General features: G+C 42.0%; 19 protein-coding genes. 16 read left to right on the top strand and 3 right to left on the bottom strand.

The window, feature by feature from the left end:
- Positions 1 to 9: 9 nt before the first annotated feature.
- From HMPREF9707_RS05410 to HMPREF9707_RS05460, 11 genes are all read left to right on the top strand, one after another.
- The gene (locus HMPREF9707_RS05410; RefSeq protein ID WP_006701687.1) at positions 10 to 504 is read left to right on the top strand and encodes a hypothetical protein; all 495 of its coding nucleotides are present in this window, start codon (positions 10 to 12) and stop codon (positions 502 to 504) included.
- A gap of 85 nt (positions 505 to 589) precedes the next feature.
- Positions 590 to 913 carry a YbaB/EbfC family nucleoid-associated protein gene (locus HMPREF9707_RS05415; protein ID WP_006701688.1) on the top strand — a complete coding sequence of 108 codons (324 nt, stop codon included), beginning with the start codon at positions 590 to 592 and terminating at the stop codon, positions 911 to 913.
- Positions 914 to 928: 15 nt separating this feature from the next.
- A complete protein-coding gene (gene recR / locus HMPREF9707_RS05420) occupies positions 929 to 1,525 on the top strand; it encodes a recombination mediator RecR (RefSeq protein WP_006701689.1) in 597 nt (198 codons plus the stop codon).
- Between the two features lie 20 nt (positions 1,526 to 1,545).
- A complete protein-coding gene (tmk, locus tag HMPREF9707_RS05425; RefSeq protein WP_006701690.1) occupies positions 1,546 to 2,181 on the top strand; it encodes a dTMP kinase in 636 nt (211 codons plus the stop codon).
- 11 nt (positions 2,182 to 2,192) lie between these two features.
- Positions 2,193 to 2,522, top strand: a complete 330-nt coding sequence (locus tag HMPREF9707_RS05430) for a cyclic-di-AMP receptor (protein ID WP_006701691.1) — start codon at positions 2,193 to 2,195, stop codon at positions 2,520 to 2,522.
- A 6-nt stretch (positions 2,523 to 2,528) separates the two neighbouring features.
- Complete coding sequence (locus HMPREF9707_RS05435; RefSeq protein ID WP_006701692.1) at positions 2,529 to 3,506, top strand: hypothetical protein; 978 nt, start codon at positions 2,529 to 2,531, stop codon at positions 3,504 to 3,506.
- A gap of 21 nt (positions 3,507 to 3,527) precedes the next feature.
- Positions 3,528 to 3,887, top strand: coding sequence for an initiation control protein YabA (locus tag HMPREF9707_RS05440; protein WP_006701693.1), 360 nt, complete (start codon positions 3,528 to 3,530; stop codon positions 3,885 to 3,887).
- Positions 3,888 to 3,913: 26 nt separating this feature from the next.
- Positions 3,914 to 4,675, top strand: a complete 762-nt coding sequence (locus HMPREF9707_RS05445; RefSeq protein WP_006701694.1) for a tRNA1(Val) (adenine(37)-N6)-methyltransferase — start codon at positions 3,914 to 3,916, stop codon at positions 4,673 to 4,675.
- Entirely contained in the window at positions 4,668 to 4,988 is a 321-nt protein-coding gene (locus HMPREF9707_RS05450; protein WP_006701695.1) for a GIY-YIG nuclease family protein, read from the top strand. Before HMPREF9707_RS05445 ends, HMPREF9707_RS05450 begins: the two co-directional genes overlap by 8 nt.
- Positions 4,989 to 5,858: a 16S rRNA (cytidine(1402)-2'-O)-methyltransferase gene (gene rsmI, locus HMPREF9707_RS05455; protein ID WP_006701696.1), complete on the top strand. Its 870-nt coding sequence runs from the start codon at positions 4,989 to 4,991 to the stop codon at positions 5,856 to 5,858.
- Positions 5,859 to 5,870: 12 nt separating this feature from the next.
- Positions 5,871 to 6,854: a YdcF family protein gene (locus HMPREF9707_RS05460; protein ID WP_006701697.1), complete on the top strand. Its 984-nt coding sequence runs from the start codon at positions 5,871 to 5,873 to the stop codon at positions 6,852 to 6,854.
- 64 nt (positions 6,855 to 6,918) lie between these two features.
- Here the strand turns inward: HMPREF9707_RS05460 and mscL are convergent, their stop codons facing one another.
- The 3 genes from mscL to pcp all read right to left on the bottom strand — a co-directional run bounded on the left by mscL (position 6,919) and on the right by pcp (position 9,223).
- Positions 6,919 to 7,293 (bottom strand): large conductance mechanosensitive channel protein MscL, encoded by a 375-nt coding sequence (gene mscL, locus HMPREF9707_RS05465; RefSeq protein WP_006701698.1) that lies wholly within the window; start codon positions 7,291 to 7,293, stop codon positions 6,919 to 6,921.
- 96 nt (positions 7,294 to 7,389) lie between these two features.
- On the bottom strand, positions 7,390 to 8,511 hold the full coding sequence (locus tag HMPREF9707_RS05470) for an NAD(P)/FAD-dependent oxidoreductase (RefSeq protein ID WP_006701699.1): 1,122 nt from the start codon (positions 8,509 to 8,511) through the stop codon (positions 7,390 to 7,392).
- Between the two features lie 70 nt (positions 8,512 to 8,581).
- On the bottom strand, positions 8,582 to 9,223 hold the full coding sequence (gene pcp, locus HMPREF9707_RS05475) for a pyroglutamyl-peptidase I (protein WP_006701700.1): 642 nt from the start codon (positions 9,221 to 9,223) through the stop codon (positions 8,582 to 8,584).
- A 96-nt stretch (positions 9,224 to 9,319) separates the two neighbouring features.
- Between pcp and HMPREF9707_RS05480 the strand changes: the two genes are divergently transcribed.
- The 5 genes from HMPREF9707_RS05480 to ftsX all read left to right on the top strand — a co-directional run bounded on the left by HMPREF9707_RS05480 (position 9,320) and on the right by ftsX (position 15,624).
- Complete coding sequence (locus HMPREF9707_RS05480) at positions 9,320 to 10,168, top strand: NAD(P)H-hydrate dehydratase (protein ID WP_006701701.1); 849 nt, start codon at positions 9,320 to 9,322, stop codon at positions 10,166 to 10,168.
- Between the two features lie 106 nt (positions 10,169 to 10,274).
- Positions 10,275 to 12,677, top strand: coding sequence for a preprotein translocase subunit SecA (gene secA / locus HMPREF9707_RS05485; RefSeq protein WP_006701702.1), 2,403 nt, complete (start codon positions 10,275 to 10,277; stop codon positions 12,675 to 12,677).
- Between the two features lie 211 nt (positions 12,678 to 12,888).
- Positions 12,889 to 13,990, top strand: a protein-coding gene (prfB, locus tag HMPREF9707_RS05490; RefSeq protein ID WP_198003485.1) for a peptide chain release factor 2 whose coding sequence is annotated in 2 segments (ribosomal slippage) — positions 12,889 to 12,960 and positions 12,962 to 13,990 — 1,101 coding nt in all. Because the reading frame shifts where the segments join, the coding sequence is not laid out codon by codon here.
- A gap of 75 nt (positions 13,991 to 14,065) precedes the next feature.
- Positions 14,066 to 14,743 (top strand): cell division ATP-binding protein FtsE, encoded by a 678-nt coding sequence (ftsE, locus tag HMPREF9707_RS05495; RefSeq protein ID WP_006701704.1) that lies wholly within the window; start codon positions 14,066 to 14,068, stop codon positions 14,741 to 14,743.
- Positions 14,740 to 15,624, top strand: coding sequence for a permease-like cell division protein FtsX (gene ftsX / locus HMPREF9707_RS05500; RefSeq protein WP_006701705.1), 885 nt, complete (start codon positions 14,740 to 14,742; stop codon positions 15,622 to 15,624). The genes ftsE and ftsX overlap by 4 nt, the downstream gene beginning before the upstream one ends.
- Positions 15,625 to 15,667 lie beyond the last annotated feature (43 nt).

Genomic DNA, 15,667 nt, shown 5'->3' on the forward strand with positions numbered 1-15,667 from the left:
GGTGAGAGAATGAATTTAATCGTTAGCAGTTACATTAATTTGTGGATTTGGTTGATGGCATTATTATTCATTTACTTTTTAGGAACGCGTTATAGTGCTCAGCCTCAATTAATTCGCAAATATGCGTCGTTACAAATTATTTTAGCTGCCTTAGGGGTGATGACGTTGTATCACCAAGTAATGTACTTAGAGTCACATATTCATGGAGAATTAATTTTATCGTTGCTACTATTAATCGCAACGTTAGCGGTCCAACTGCATCTATTAAATCAGCTCGTCGTGGTCGGATCTCAAACCATGATCGGACCTTATAATACTCGGCGCGAACAAGCGTATCGTAGTACGCAGAGTGTTACTTTGGTGATAAGTTTTATTTTATGGTTGATTACTTATTATCGAGCCAGCGAAACGGTAGTTTGGACCTGTATTGGAATCGGGGGTTTGAATCTCTTATCGATGGCATCGTATCGCATCTTCCAACGATATTTGCATCACAAGTTCTAGACAGTGAGCCTAAGAGAGACGATGCTATTTTAGGGGAAACTATGATATAATTAAAGCACAAAATAAGATGAAAAGGATGATGAAGATGGCGAAAATACCCAATATGGCTAATATGCAAGGCATGATGAAAAAAGTTCAACAAATGCAAAAAGATATGGAAAAAGAACAGAAAGCCATTCAATCTGAAATCTTTGAAGTAAGTTCTACCAATGACTTAGTGATTGTTAAAATGAATGGCAATCGTCAAATTGAGTCTCTCGAGTTGAAACCAGAATTGGTGGACCCTGAAGATATTGAGATGTTGCAAGACTTGGTCATTGCAACAGTGAACGAAGCCATCCAAAAAGTAGAAGCAGAAACAGAATCAAGACTTGGTAAGTATACTCAAGGGTTGAACTTACCTTTCTAGGAAGTAGGTGAGACGATGCAGTATCCTGCGCCTATTGCAAAGTTAATTAATTCATTTACGAAGTTACCAGGAATCGGACCAAAATCAGCAGCCCGCCTCGCTTTTTACATCTTAGAGATGAAAGAAGCGGATGTGTTAGAGTTTTCTCGTAATTTAGTGAATGTTCGTCGTGAACTCACTTACTGTAGTGTTTGCGGCAATATTACAGATGTTGATCCGTGTTTAATTTGTTCAGACGAACAGCGCGACCCATCGACGATTTTAGTGGTAGAAGATGCCCGAGATGTGATGGCGATGGAACGACTGCAAGAATATAACGGTCGCTATCATGTATTAGGTGGGGTATTATCACCCATGGAAGGAATCGGGCCAGAAGACTTAAATATTCCGTCATTACTTCAGAGGTTACAAAATGAAGAAGTGAAGGAAGTGATTGTAGCCACCAATGCGACTGCTGAGGGTGAAGCGACTGCGATGTACTTATCGCGTTTGATTAAACCTGCGGGTATTAAAATAACGCGACTGGCACATGGTTTATCGGTGGGTACGGACATTGAATACGCCGATGAAATGACGCTCTATCGGGCGATTGAGGGCCGACGAGAATTATAAACAATGAATGGAGCAAGAGAGTGATAGGTAAATTTATATCAATGGAAGGACCAGACGGTTCAGGTAAAACCAGTGTTTTGGCAAAATTAGCTGAAATGCTTGAGCAAACCCATCCAGAATGTGTTCTAACGCTCACACGTGAGCCGGGAGGAAGTCCGATTGCGGAGCAAATCCGAGAATTAATCTTAGATCCGCATAATACAGCGATGGATGCACGGACGGAAGCAATGCTCTACGCTGCCGGTCGCAGACAGCATATGGTTGAGAAAATCCTTCCAGCGCTTGAACGTGGCGAACTGGTTATTACGGATCGTTTTGTGGATAGTTCACTCGCGTATCAAGGCGTTGCTCGTCAACTGCCGATGGAAGAAATTTGGGCGATCAATCAATTTGCAATTGGGGACCATTTGCCAGATTTAACATTGTTAATCGATATTCCAGCTGAAGTTGGTTTAGAGCGAATCTATCGAGCACGAGGGACGCGACAATTTGACCGACTGGATCAAGAAGATTTATCGTTTCACCAACGAGTCCGTCAAGCTTATCTGGATCTAGCTCACGATAATCCGCGTTTTGTCTTAATTGATGGCGACCAACCGATTGAAAAAGTTGCCCAAACATGTTACCAAGCATTGATCAAAAATCAAATTATTTAGGAGGAATCACCATGAAATTAGTCATAGCTATTGTTCAAGACCAAGATGAATTAGATTTAGGAAATGCATTTCGCGAAGCAAAGATTCCAGCGACCAAGTTAAGTACGACCGGTGGCTTCCTGAAAAGCGGAAACACGACTTTCCTTTGTGGGGTTGAAGATGATCAAGTTGAAAAAGTACTTGATACGATTGAATATGTCTGCAAACGCCGCGATCAAGTTGTGACTTACCCATCAAATATGGATGTAAACTTAGAGCTAGCCAGCTCATTCCCAGTACGCGTTGAAGTAGGCGGCGGGATTGTGTTTGTCGTGCCAGTTGATCAATTCCACCGTATCTAGTCTTTTATGCAAGAACAAGCAATTACGCAATACTTATATCATTTAGTTGAGACCGGTCAATTAGCGCATGCTTATGCTTTGACCGGTTCCCATTATCCTTCAAAACAACAAGTCGTAGTTTCGTTAATTCAGGCGCTTGTTTGTACGAATAAAACGTCTCAGGGCGAACCGTGCCATCATTGTGACGCATGTTTGCGTGCTAAAAATGGTCAGATAGCCGATGTTTATACGCTGAAGCCCGCCGGAACAGTGATCAAAGTTGATCAAGTCCGTCAAATTAACGAATGGTTAGCAACAAAACCACTAGAAACATACTTTAAGTTGGTCGTCATAGAACAAGCGGAGACCTTGAATCTCAATGCAGCTAACGCCATGTTAAAACTGCTCGAAGAGCCAGATCCACATCGCTATTTACTCTTGTTGGTCCCGGAAATGAGTGATTTACTCCCGACAATTCAATCGCGATTACAAGAACTTCCTATTCCTGCACCACCGTCGGCGCAACAAGTGGCAGATTGGCGAGCACAAGGTGTGAGTGAATTTCATGGACGCCTCTGGAGCGCCTTACCTGATCAAGTCGCAGATTATTGGATGGCTGAATACGATGAAGTGGCGGTCGACCAATGGATTAAATCCTTAGACCGCTTTTATCAATATTTATATACAGGAAACGATCAAGGAATTGTCTATATTCAAACCCGATTAAAAAAGCAGCTCGATTCACGGTGGTGTCGAGTGAGTTTGGACTATTTAATTGGTTTTAATTATCAAGTAATGAACGCCTTAACTGGATCCGAAGCGCCAAGTTATTATGCGGTGGAACAATTAATTCAATCGGACGGGGCGAAGCTTCATCAAGTTCTTTGCTTGAATGATTTATTATTAGAGGCGATGGAACGATTGGAAGCGAACGTATCAGCCCAATTAACCTTAGAACGACTTGTATTGAGAGCAGAGGATGCATTAGCCAATCACAATGCGTAATGAATTAAAGGAGGCGAATTGATGGAAAAAAAGACACCGAATGAATTATTACTTGAAGCTGAGCAGCAACTTGTTGATTTGCAGCGAACACTCGCCCAACTAAACTTAGAAATAAAACAACTTGAAGAAGAAAATAATCGTCTGAGGATGAATAACGCTGAGCTCAAACAGCAAATTATTCCGGTTATCGAACAAACATTTAATGAACAGTCAGCCCCATTTGAAACGTTAGAAGACCCAAAATCAGGGAAAGGCTATGAAAGTTTGCAGAACTTTTATCAAGATGGGATTCATGTGTGTCATGAATTTTTCGGATCTAGATTAGAACCAGGGGAAGAATGTCTTTTTTGTGTGGAAGTGTTAAAACGATTAAAATCTTAAGCCGTGTGCAAATTGAGGTGAAGTGATTGTCAAATTCAACTGAATCTATCCTGTTGAATCCAGGGGAACGTCTGGATTATTTTCTCGGTGGTGCGTTAAAAATGATTCAAAGCCAAGATTACTTTAGTTCATCCGTTGATGCAGTTTTATTGGCTCATTTTATGACAATTCCTCGTCGTTCAGATTTCCGGTTGCTTGATTTTTGTAGCGGGAATGGCATTATTCCTTTATTAGTTAGCTACCGTACTCAAGCACCGATTGAAGGAATAGAAATCCAGGCAGAATTAGTCGCAATGGCACAGCGCAATGCACAAATTAATCAACGCGAGCACCAAATTACCTTTCGACATGGCGATTTGAAAGAGTTCACAGTGGAAAATCATCATCGCTTTGATGCGATTAGTTGTAATCCTCCGTATTTTGTAGTGGGTAAGACCGAAGCGCTGCACCAGAATCCGAGCGTCGCGATGGCGCGTCACGAGGTCACGGTTACCGTTGAAGATTGGGTTAAGCAAGCAGGGCAATTATTAAAATACAAAGGACGGTTGTACATCGTCCATCGACCAGAACGACTTGATGATCTATTCGACACATTACTTCGCTATCATTTTTCAGTTCATCGAATTCAATTTATTCATCCGAAGCCGGACCGCAATGCGAATGGCGTTTTAATGGAGGCCATTTACCATGGTGGAAGAAATGGGGTTCGTGTGGAACCGCCAGTTGTGGTGCACCAAGCGAATGGCGAATATACCGAAGCGATGTTGGAGATTTATCGACATGGCTAATTATTATTTTTATGTGCTCTATTGCAAAGATGGGACACTTTATGCAGGGTTTACGACCGATTTAGAGCGGCGGCTGGCTGCGCACAATAGTGGACGTGGTGCCAAGTATACTCGTGTTCGATCACGTCGTCCGGCGAAACTTATTTATAGTGAACAATGGTCGAGTAAATCCTTAGCGATGCAAGCAGAAGCCCGCTTTAAGCAACTGAGCCGCTCTCAAAAAGAAACATACTTAAAGAAAGCAGGCTGTGACATCCAATATCAAGAGCAGCAAGTGCATCGGGATTGTCGATCGAGTGAGGAGGAGATTTAAGTGAAGATTCAATCGAGTTATCAAAGCTCCGGCGGTAAGCTCTATTTAGTGCCCACTCCGATTGGGAATCTCGATGATATGACTTATCGAGCCATTAAGGTGCTAAAGGAAGTCGATTTTATCTTAGCGGAGGATACGCGACACTCTATCCATCTGCTCAATCACTTTGAAATTCAGACGCCAATGCACAGTCACCATGCCCATTCTCATCAAAGTGAGATCGAGCGTTGGCTTGAACAGTTAGCGCAAGGGCGCTCGATTGCTTTAATTAGCGATGCCGGGATGCCGCTTATTAATGATCCGGGTCACGAACTGGTTCAAGCAGCTATCGATCGAGATTATGCGGTAATTGCGTTGCCAGGCGCGACCGCGGCTTTAACGGCATTAGTTGCATCGGGGATGATGCATGAACATTTCACCTACTACGGTTTTGTCCCACGTAAAGAGGGCGAACGAGAAATTCTCTGGCAGCAAATTGCTCAACATCAAGAGACAGCAATACTTTATGAATCGCCTTACCGGATTGAATCGGTCGTTCGATCTATCGTCCAAACGTTGGGAGATTCAGTCGCGATTGTGATAGCCCGAGAATTGACCAAACGTTACGAGACGTATTTGCGCGGTGCAGCAGGAGAAGTATTGGCTTATCTTGAGGCAACGCCGATTAAAGGAGAAATTGTACTATTGATTGATGGTAGTACGGCTGTTCAGCCAACAGTTGATGCCATGGAAGAGCTGAGTTTAAAAGATTATGTCCAGCATTTAATGGAAGAAGAGGGGTTGACCGCTAAGCAAAGTATTAAAGAAGTTGCTAAACGTAGAGATGTTCGTAAGCAAGAAGTTTATGCAGCTTATCACGAAATAACCTAAGGTGAGCGCAATATGTTTTTATATGTTGGAATATTATTATTAGCGATTGCATTGTACGGCGCTTTGCGAAAGTCGAGTTGGCTCTTTAGCAAAGGGTATTTGATGTTTGCTTTGATTTGTTTTTGGCTCGAAGCGACGTTGTGGTTCAGTCGACACGAGGTGCCCGTCTATAATCGAATTATGACGGTCCTTTATGCGGTGACGTCACTCTGTTTACCCCTATTTATTATTGCATTGAACTGGGTGATGATTTCACGCCGTCATAGTTATTTAATCAAATCGAAAACACGGACGTATTTATCCCTCTTTTTTGCAAGCTCGATTATCGTGTCAGTTATTTTATCGTTAGGTTTATTAGTAGGGAATCAGCCAAGTCTCGTGATGCGATTTATCCAAATTTACTTTTGGATTGGGTATTATTATCTCTGTACCTTTATAATGTATCTGCTTTTCAATTTGTTATTATACTGGCGAAGATGGCCGAACTCAGCAGATGTATTGATGGTACTAGGTAGCAAATTAAATCCCGATACAACCTTATCTTCGACCTTGATCAATCGACTGGACCTGGCGCTCGATTTGTATCAACACTATCCTGAAGCTCAGATTATTGTGACGGGAGGTTGTCATCAAGGACAGTCAGTCAGTGAAGGAGAGCGGATGGCACAGTACTTGATACAACGAGACGTTCCTGAGGAACAAATTACGATTGAGAGTCAGGCCCAACATACTTACGATAATATTGTGAATACCCAGTCCTTGATAGACATACCAAATAAACAAGTTGTCGGTGTGACAAGTTGGTATCATTTGATGCGCGCATCCTACTTAGCATGTCGTGAACAATTGGATGCTGAATGGGTCGGCGCGATGGAGATGGGGCGCTGGCCAGTGTATGCGATGGTTAGAGAATTTGTCGGATTTTTATCGCTACATAGTGAGTTGAACTTATTGCTGATGACCTTGATGATTATTTATCAACTATTTTCAAATTAAAAGACTTAGTGATCATTTAACGCATAATGCGTGAAACGATCACTCAGTCTTTTTTTAATGTAAATTATTTTTTGCGTAATTCTACTAAAATATCTTGCAATAATTCGGCCTCTGAAGGTCCAGCCGGAGTTTCGTCTGGAGTAACAATTTTCTTGCCTTGGACACGTTCTAAAGCTTTTAATGTTAAGTATAAGAAGAAAGCAATTAGAATAAAGTTAATTACAGCTTGAATAAAGTTACCAATTCCGATCGAAGTGTTGCCGATTGTAAATGCTAATTGGCTAACATCTGCGGCTCCGGTTAAAGAGACAATGAGTGGCATAAAAATATCATCAACTAACGAATTAACAATCGCTGTGAATGAAGCCCCCATAATAATACCTGTAGCCATTGTGATGATATTATCATTCGCAATGAATTTCTTAAACTCTTTCCACATATGTATAATCTTCCTTTCAATCTATAGAACTTTAACTTAATTATGACAGAGGCTAGATGAAATATCAATTGTTATGGTAAGTGTAAACTCATATTTCTACTGAGGTTGAATATATTTTTCAATAGGATAGTCTGTTTCATTAATCTCCCATTGATGGTGTAATACTCGTTGGCTCCATTGATAGCCGATATAAGGACCGCTCGTTAAGCCAGAAGAGCCAAGACCGCTCACAGCCCAAACGTTCGCAAGTTGTGGAACTTGGCCGAGTAGTACAGAGTAATCTGAAGTTTGTCCACGTGTTCCAATACGAATTTTACTTGCTGCATCAAGGGTGAAGGGGTGTCCTTCAATCCACTGATTCGCTTCATCAAGTAAATCTTGCAGTGGTTCGTAATCCGGTTCTAAATCAAAGCCCGCTTCGTTCTCGTGAGTCGCCCCGATAATTAATTCTCCGTTGTTGAATGGAATAATATCGCCTTGGCCAAAAGGCATCACCACCGGCCAATGTTGATTACACCAAGCGCCCGATTGGTACACGAGGAGTTGGCCTTTTTGAGGATGAATATCAACTTGGTATCCTAAAGGTTCTAAAAGTTCGGGTAGCCATGCTCCGACGCTTAATAAGAGTTGATCAAATTGAAATAAAGTATCACCGGTGTCTACTTGAATTTGGCCATCCGTTGACTTTAAGCGAACGCGTTGATTGTGTAGAGTCCCGCCATAATGTTCAATGGCTTGACGTAATATTGCAATCAACCTTTCGCCGTGAACCCGTCCACCGCCACTGACCCAAGTTGCTGGAAATTCTGAATTAACCAATGGGAAGTATGGAGAAATTTCTTCGGAAGTTAAGGACTTAATTTCACCAATACTTGGTGAATCAGTAATTTTTTCACGGTATTGATCGACATCTTGTTGAATGCGTCGTTCAGTTTTTCGAATTAAGAGGGCGCCGTCCACTTGATAGATTTCATCCGCAGGATAACCATCTTCAATCAAATCATGGGTCAATTGATGATAAAACTCAGCCCCTCTGCGAACGAGCTGATACCAAGCCTGATTTCGTCGTAATGAAAACCACGGACAAATAATGCCAGCTGCAGCTTTCGTTGCTTGTCCGGTATCATCATCAAATAAGTGTACTTTAACCCCATTGCGAGCAAGGTAATAAGCGGCTGTCGCTCCGACAATCCCCCCACCAACAATTCCTACTTCCATATAAGAACCTCCTTAATTTGTTATAGAAACATTTGTTTAAATCAATAGCTATGTATCTCGGCTTAAACGTTTAAGCGATTGTGCCACCGACAAGATTCAGATCGGTCTGATAATGGATGATGGTATTTAAGGCAATGACTAAACCGCGAGTAATATCATCGAGTGCCATCGAAGGTTGATTCGATTTTTGGACGACTTGTTCGGGAATATACGGAACATGAATAAAGCCACCACGAGATTCGGGGTATGACTTTGTAAGAATGTCCAAGATACCATACATCAAATGGTTACAGACAAAGGTTCCAGCGGAATTTGAGACCGAAGCAGGGATGCCAGCGGCACGAAGTTGGTGTACAATAGCTTTAATCGGTAACGTTGAGAAATAAGCTGCTGGACCGTCCTTTCGAATGGGTTGATCGATGGGTTGTTGCCCGAGGTTATCTTTAATTAGCGCATCGTCCAGGTTAATCGCTACTCGTTCAGGGGTGATTCCATATCGTCCACCTGCTTGACCTATAGCAACCACAATATCCGGTTGTTCAGCTTGAATCACAGCTTCAACCCGTCCAATGGCTTGGTAAAAAGCGGTAGGGACTTCCAGTTTAATTAAGTCTGCTTTTACCAATGTTGGATCGAGTTGGCGAACGGCTTCTAAGGCAGGATTTACTTTCTCTTGATTAAAAGGTTCAAAAGCAGTTATTAATATTTTCATCGATGAGTTCTCCAATCACAAATAAAATCGAATGATCCATTATTTCCATCATACTTTACTACGACCATAGAAACAATCTTTAGAAAGGAATATGAGATGCAATCTATCACAGAACAGCTTGTTCGCCAATATTTTCCCAAGCGAAACCAGAAAAGTCACAAAGGCATGTATGGTAACGTCTTATGCATTGGCGGCAATGAATCAATGGGCGGTGCGATTATATTAGCGTCAGGCGCAGCGCTTTATAGTGGAGCTGGAACAGTGACTTGTGCGACAGACGCGGTCAATCGAACAGCTCTCCATGCGCGATATCCTGAAGTGATGTGGCTTGATTGGCAGGAAATCTGCTCAGATGATTTGAGTCGCTACCAAGTAATCCTAATCGGGCCGGGCATGGGACAAAGTGAACTTGCAATACAGTTGCTTGAAAAAGTGTTAAAGACTGTTACACCGTCGCAATGCTTGATTATTGATGCGGATGGGTTGAATTTATTAGCTGATCATTTACCTTTACGATTGGCCTGTCAAGCTAAACAAATCATCTTGACGCCTCATCGCATCGAGTGGCAACGGATCAGTGGGATTGGACCTGAACAAGAAGCCATTCAAGTGCATCAAAGAGCGGTTCAATCGCTGAATGCTACCGTCGTCTTAAAAGGTGCACCGACCCAAGTCTACCTAGGTGAACAAGTATGGCAAAATACAACTGGAAACCCAGGACAATCTGTTGGAGGAATGGGCGATACTTTAGCAGGGATGGTTGCCGGAATGTTAGCCCAAAATTCATCGGAACCATGGAGCATTCTCAATGCAGTGTATCTTCATAGTTATATTGCTGATCAGTTGGCAAAGAATCAATATATTTGCCTACCAAGTCGAATCATTGAGGCGATTCCAGAAACAATGAGGCATTTTTCACAATATTCAAAGGGATTCAATGATTAATGATTTATTTTTGACGGCGCTCGTGTTACAATAAAATGGTGTATCTATGCCAAAATGATAGGTTATAATATATATGAAGGACTACTTGCACAAAGGAGATTATTAAATGGCAAATTTTCTTAAAAATTTAATTGAAAATGATAAAGGAGAACTTCGCCGTACAAGTAAAATGGCGGACCAAGTTATCGCTCTAGAACCGCGTTTCGCACAAATGAGCGATGAAGAATTACGCGGTATGACAGCCGAATTTAGAGAGCGTTTAGCTAAAGGTGAAACACTCGACGATATTTTAGTTGAAGCTTTTGCAGTAACTCGTGAAGCTGCGCGTCGTGTGCTAGGATTATTCCCTTACAAGGTACAAATTCAAGGTGGGATTATTTTACACGAAGGAAATATTGCTGAGATGAAGACCGGGGAAGGGAAAACCTTAACCGAAACCATGCCTGTTTACTTAAACGCGCTTGATGGCAAAGGAGTTCACGTTGTTACCGTAAACGAGTACTTAGCAACACGTGACTCGGCAGAGATGGGGGAAGTTTACCGTTTCTTAGGTTTAACCGTAGGACTTAACTTAAACTCCATGAATGCGAATGAAAAACGCGAAGCATACTTATGCGATATTACGTATAGTACAAATAATGAGTTAGGGTTCGACTACCTACGTGACAACATGGTTGTTTATGAGAACCAAATGGTTCAACGCCCATTGCACTATGCGATTGTTGACGAGGTAGACTCCATCTTAATTGACGAAGCTCGTACACCATTAATTATTTCGGGTCAATCCGGAAAATCAACGGCACTTTATACGCGTGCAGACTATTTTGTGAAAGGTCTAAAAGAAGACGAGGACTATACGATTGATATTACGTCAAAATCTATTGCCTTAACGGATACGGGCGTGGATAAGGCAGAGCGTGTGTTCCGATTAGAAAACTTATACGATGTGGATAATACTGCACTTGTACACCATATCGACCAAGCACTCCGTGCCAACTACATTATGTTATTAGATATTGATTATGTCGTCGATGAAGGCGAAGTAAAAATCGTCGATCCATTTACCGGACGGATTATGGACGGACGTCGCTATTCTGATGGATTACACCAAGCAATTGAGGCTAAAGAAGCGGTTGAGATTCAAGATGAATCGAAGACTATGGCGACAATTACCTTCCAAAACTACTTCCGTATGTACGATAAACTAGCTGGAATGACCGGGACTGCAAAGACGGAAGAAGAAGAATTCCGTGAAATCTATAATATGAACGTCGTTCAAATTCCGACAAACCGTCCAATTGCCCGTAAAGACTATTCAGATTTACTATATCCGAACTTGAGATCGAAGTTCTCAGCGGTTGTAAAAGATATTAAAGAACGCCACGAAAAGGGCCAACCAATCTTAGTCGGGACCGTAGCAGTTGAAACGTCCGAACACTTATCTCATCTACTTGATCAAGCGGGTGTACCCCACGAAGTGTTAAACGCGAAAAACCACTTCAAAGAAGCGGAAATTATATTACAAGCAGGGCAACGTGGTGCCGTAACCATCGCGACGAACATGGCTGGACGTGGAACGGACATTAAATTAGGTAGCGGTGTGAAAGAACTCGGAGGTCTTTGTGTTATTGGGACTGAGCGTCACGAAAGTCGTCGGATTGATGATCAGTTACGTGGTCGTTCAGGACGTCAAGGGGACCCAGGTGAGTCACAATTCTACTTATCTCTTGAAGATGACTTAATGCGACGTTTTGGATCAGAAAGAATTCAAGGCTTATGGGAACGTCTCAATGACGGTGAACATGAGGATGAAGACTTAGCGATTCAAAGTGGTATGCTCAGTCGTCAAGTAGAATCTGCTCAAAAACGAGTTGAAGGAAATAACTATGACACACGTAAAAACGTTCTAGAATATGACGAAGTGATGCGGGAGCAACGTGAAGTTATTTACGGACAACGTCAACAAATTATTCAAGGCGATGAACCATTAACACCATATATTAAAGCGATGATTCGCCGAACAATCGAACGTCAAGTTGCCTATGCAACAGAAGGTGAACGTAAAGATTGGCAACTTGAATCCCTATTAGAATTTGCCCAAAATGCGATTGTGAGCCCAGATTCAATCTCGCTAGCAGATTTGCAAAATAAAGACCGTCAACAATTAGTAAATTACTTGATGGGACTTGCCGATGCAGTTTACCAATCTAAGAAGGAGCAACTCAATACACCGGAACAACTGGCTGAATTTGAAAAAGTCGTTGTCCTACGTGTTGTTGATGCCAAATGGACGGATCATATCGATATGATGGATCACTTACGTCAAGGTGTTGGATTACGTGCTTATGCGCAAACTAACCCATTAACTGAATATCAAATGGAAGGGTACGAACGTTTCGAAGATATGGTGTCAGCCATTGAGTATGATGTAACGAGATTTATTATGAAAGCTCAAGTTCGTCAAAACGTTGAGCGTGAGCAAATTAATCGTCCGGTTAATACGAATTAATCGATAACTCAAAATATTAAAAGATAAAATGATAAATTCATAAATCAATCGATGCTGTAGAGGTAGCTCATTAGGGTTTGCAAAATCTTAACGGCGCCAAGCTTAGGAAGTGAGATTACCACTCAACTTGCTTGGCCTCTGAATTCAGCATCGATTTTTAATCACCAATGTAGCGAGATAATGACTGAAAAAGCGAATGGAGGAGAATAGGATGGAACTCTATGAGATTGAAAATCTTTTTTCAGATTTAGGCGAACGTCTAGCGGACTTTAGGAGGTCCCTTTGACTTAGACGCAATTAGAGAAGCGATTGACCACTATGAAGCAGAGATGTTGGAGCCGACTTTCTGGGATGACAATGAGCATGCCCAACAGGTGACACAACAACTTAATCATGAAAAAGAACGTCTTGCACAAATTGAAGGTTTGATCGATCAGTATTCCGAAGTGGAATGCGGGTTGGAGCTATATCGTGAGACGCAAGATCAAGAGTTATATCAAGAAGTTGAAACAATGATTCATACGCTTTCTCAACAAGTTGAGCGTTTTGAGACAGCGCGCTTGTTGTCAGGAGAATATGATAGTAATGATGCAATCCTTGAGATCCATCCGGGAGCCGGGGGAACAGAATCCCAAGACTGGGGAGAGATGTTGCTTCGTATGTACACTCGGTATTGCCATTCGCATAATTTAACTGTGAACGTCATTGATTATCAAGGTGGCGATGAAGCTGGCTTGAAAAGTGTGACACTAGAAGTTAAAGGTTACAATGCGTATGGCTTATTGAAATCTGAAAAAGGCGTTCATCGCTTGATACGGATTTCGCCGTTTGACTCCAATAGTCGCCGTCATACGTCCTTTGCGTCGGTCGAGGTGACACCGATTATTGAACACTCGATAGAACTTGAGATTATGCCAGACGATTTGCGGATTGATACCTACCGAGCGAGTGGAGCGGGTGGACAACATATTAATAAGACGGATTCGGCCGTCCGGATTACGCACTTACCAACAGGAATTGTTACCCAAAGTCAGTCTGAACGGTCGCAAATTCAAAACCGTGAACAAGCATTGAGTCTCTTAAAAGCAAAACTTTACCAACGTCAGTTGGATGAACAAGCGGAACAACTTGCAGAAATTAAAGGGGAGCAAAAGGACAATGCCTGGGGATCGCAAATCCGATCCTATGTCTTCCACCCTTATTCGATGGTGAAAGACCATCGGACTTCCTATGAGATAGGAAATGCTGATAAAGTCATGGATGGAGAAATCGATGATTTTGTCGAAGCTTATTTGAAATGGTCTGTTGAATAATTGGTATCGAAATGAAATCAATTTGTGATACAACCTCGTTATACTAGAGACTTCAGTGAGAAAGGAAGTTGAATTATGATTCTCATCGAAAATGTAACCAAACGCTACGATAATGGTGTTGTAGCGCTAGATCATATTAATTTAAGAATCGAACAAGGAGAATTTGTCTATTTAACGGGAAAAAGTGGTTCTGGCAAATCGACTTTGATGAAATTATTATACTTTAAAGAACTACCACAGACTGGGAAAGTAACCGTTGGAACCTTTAAGTTACACCGTTTGCGCCGTCGACGCGTGGCTGAATTGCGCCGTAGCTTAGGAATCGTCTTCCAAGATTATAAGATTTTACCGCGCTTGACGGTCTTCGAGAATATTGCTTATGCCATGGAAGCCACCGGGGCAAGTCGCAAAGCCATTCAAAAACGAGTCGAAGAAGTGATGCAGTGGGTAGATATTGCGGTTTTACGCGATCAATATCCCGATCAATTATCGGGCGGTGAATTACAACGCGTTGCGATTGCACGAGCCATTGTGAATCAACCTAGAATACTTCTAGCTGATGAACCGACTGGAAACTTAGATGTGGCGCACAGTCAAGAAATTGTCCGTCTCTTGGAACGCATTAATCAAACTGGAACGACCGTCTTGATGGCGACACATAACTTGAACTTAGTTGAACAGTTCCCGCATCGAGTAGTATCACTCGAGCATGGACGAATTGTTAAGGATACGCAAGGAGGGGTGAAACGATGATTTTTTTACGTAATTTTACCCGCCATATTCGCGATGGTTTTCGCAATCTGTTTCGCAACGGCTGGATGACAGTGGCCTCATTAATTGTGATGATTCTAACGCTGTTTACGTTGGGAAGTTTGATGTTTATTATGAGCAACGTCGATAACATTACGAACGATATTGAAGCGGGCGTTAATATCCGAGTGCATATCAATCTGGACGCTACAGAGGAACAGATTGATGAATTGGGAGAAGCTATCAAGCAAATCCCAGATGTAGAACAAGTGACTTACCGTTCAAAGGAAGATGAGTTGGATGAATTGGTCGAGTCGATTGAAGAATTCAAGTTAGTATTTGGCGATAATAATCCACTCTATAATGTTTTCCTAGTAAGTGTCCGTGATAATTCACAAATCGAACCGGTTGCGAATGAAATTAAGCAACTTCCGTATGCTAAAGAGGTGAATTATGGTGAAATTGACACTGAAAATCTCTTGCAAGTCTTAAATTATATTCGCATCGGGATGGCCTTTGCTTCGGCGGTCCTTGTTGTCATTGCCTTAGTGGTTATCTCGAATACAATTCGAATTACTATTGAAGCGCGTCAAAGTGAAATTGAAATTATGCAATTGGTCGGCGCACATCGCCGGTATGTTCGAGCACCTTTCATCTATGAAGGAGCCTTTATCGGATTATTTGGGGGAGCAGTCGCATCGGGGTGTGTATACTTAGCTTACCAAGCACTCCATAATGTGGCGATTGAATATAATGACTTAAGATTGTTACAATTAACGCCAATGTGGCCTTTAATGAGCTATATTATTATCGTGCTTCTAATCTCTGGTATCTTGCTCGGTATATTAGGGGCAAGACGCTCGGTAGGCCGACTGATTGAATAAGAGAGAAAGTAGACCTTTTGGGGTCTACTTTTTTTACTGTAAG

The sequence above is a fragment of the Falseniella ignava CCUG 37419 genome, assembly GCF_000301055.1.
In the GTDB taxonomy this organism is placed as follows: domain Bacteria; phylum Bacillota; class Bacilli; order Lactobacillales; family Aerococcaceae; genus Falseniella; species Falseniella ignava.

Excerpts from the sequence above, each read along its gene's own strand:
- HMPREF9707_RS05410 (WP_006701687.1), top strand. The coding sequence starts at position 10 with ATGAATTTAATCGTTAGCAGTTACATTAATTTGTGGATTTGGTTGATG.
- HMPREF9707_RS05415 (WP_006701688.1), top strand. The coding sequence starts at position 590 with ATGGCGAAAATACCCAATATGGCTAATATGCAAGGCATGATGAAAAAA.
- recR (WP_006701689.1), top strand. The coding sequence starts at position 929 with ATGCAGTATCCTGCGCCTATTGCAAAGTTAATTAATTCATTTACGAAG.
- HMPREF9707_RS05430 (WP_006701691.1), top strand. The coding sequence starts at position 2,193 with ATGAAATTAGTCATAGCTATTGTTCAAGACCAAGATGAATTAGATTTA.
- HMPREF9707_RS05435 (WP_006701692.1), top strand. The coding sequence starts at position 2,529 with ATGCAAGAACAAGCAATTACGCAATACTTATATCATTTAGTTGAGACC.
- HMPREF9707_RS05440 (WP_006701693.1), top strand. The coding sequence starts at position 3,528 with ATGGAAAAAAAGACACCGAATGAATTATTACTTGAAGCTGAGCAGCAA.
- HMPREF9707_RS05450 (WP_006701695.1), top strand. The coding sequence starts at position 4,668 with ATGGCTAATTATTATTTTTATGTGCTCTATTGCAAAGATGGGACACTT.
- HMPREF9707_RS05460 (WP_006701697.1), top strand. The coding sequence starts at position 5,871 with ATGTTTTTATATGTTGGAATATTATTATTAGCGATTGCATTGTACGGC.
- mscL (WP_006701698.1), bottom strand. The coding sequence starts at position 7,293 with ATGTGGAAAGAGTTTAAGAAATTCATTGCGAATGATAATATCATCACA.
- HMPREF9707_RS05470 (WP_006701699.1), bottom strand. The coding sequence starts at position 8,511 with ATGGAAGTAGGAATTGTTGGTGGGGGGATTGTCGGAGCGACAGCCGCT.
- pcp (WP_006701700.1), bottom strand. The coding sequence starts at position 9,223 with ATGAAAATATTAATAACTGCTTTTGAACCTTTTAATCAAGAGAAAGTA.
- HMPREF9707_RS05480 (WP_006701701.1), top strand. The coding sequence starts at position 9,320 with ATGCAATCTATCACAGAACAGCTTGTTCGCCAATATTTTCCCAAGCGA.
- secA (WP_006701702.1), top strand. The coding sequence starts at position 10,275 with ATGGCAAATTTTCTTAAAAATTTAATTGAAAATGATAAAGGAGAACTT.
- ftsE (WP_006701704.1), top strand. The coding sequence starts at position 14,066 with ATGATTCTCATCGAAAATGTAACCAAACGCTACGATAATGGTGTTGTA.
- ftsX (WP_006701705.1), top strand. The coding sequence starts at position 14,740 with ATGATTTTTTTACGTAATTTTACCCGCCATATTCGCGATGGTTTTCGC.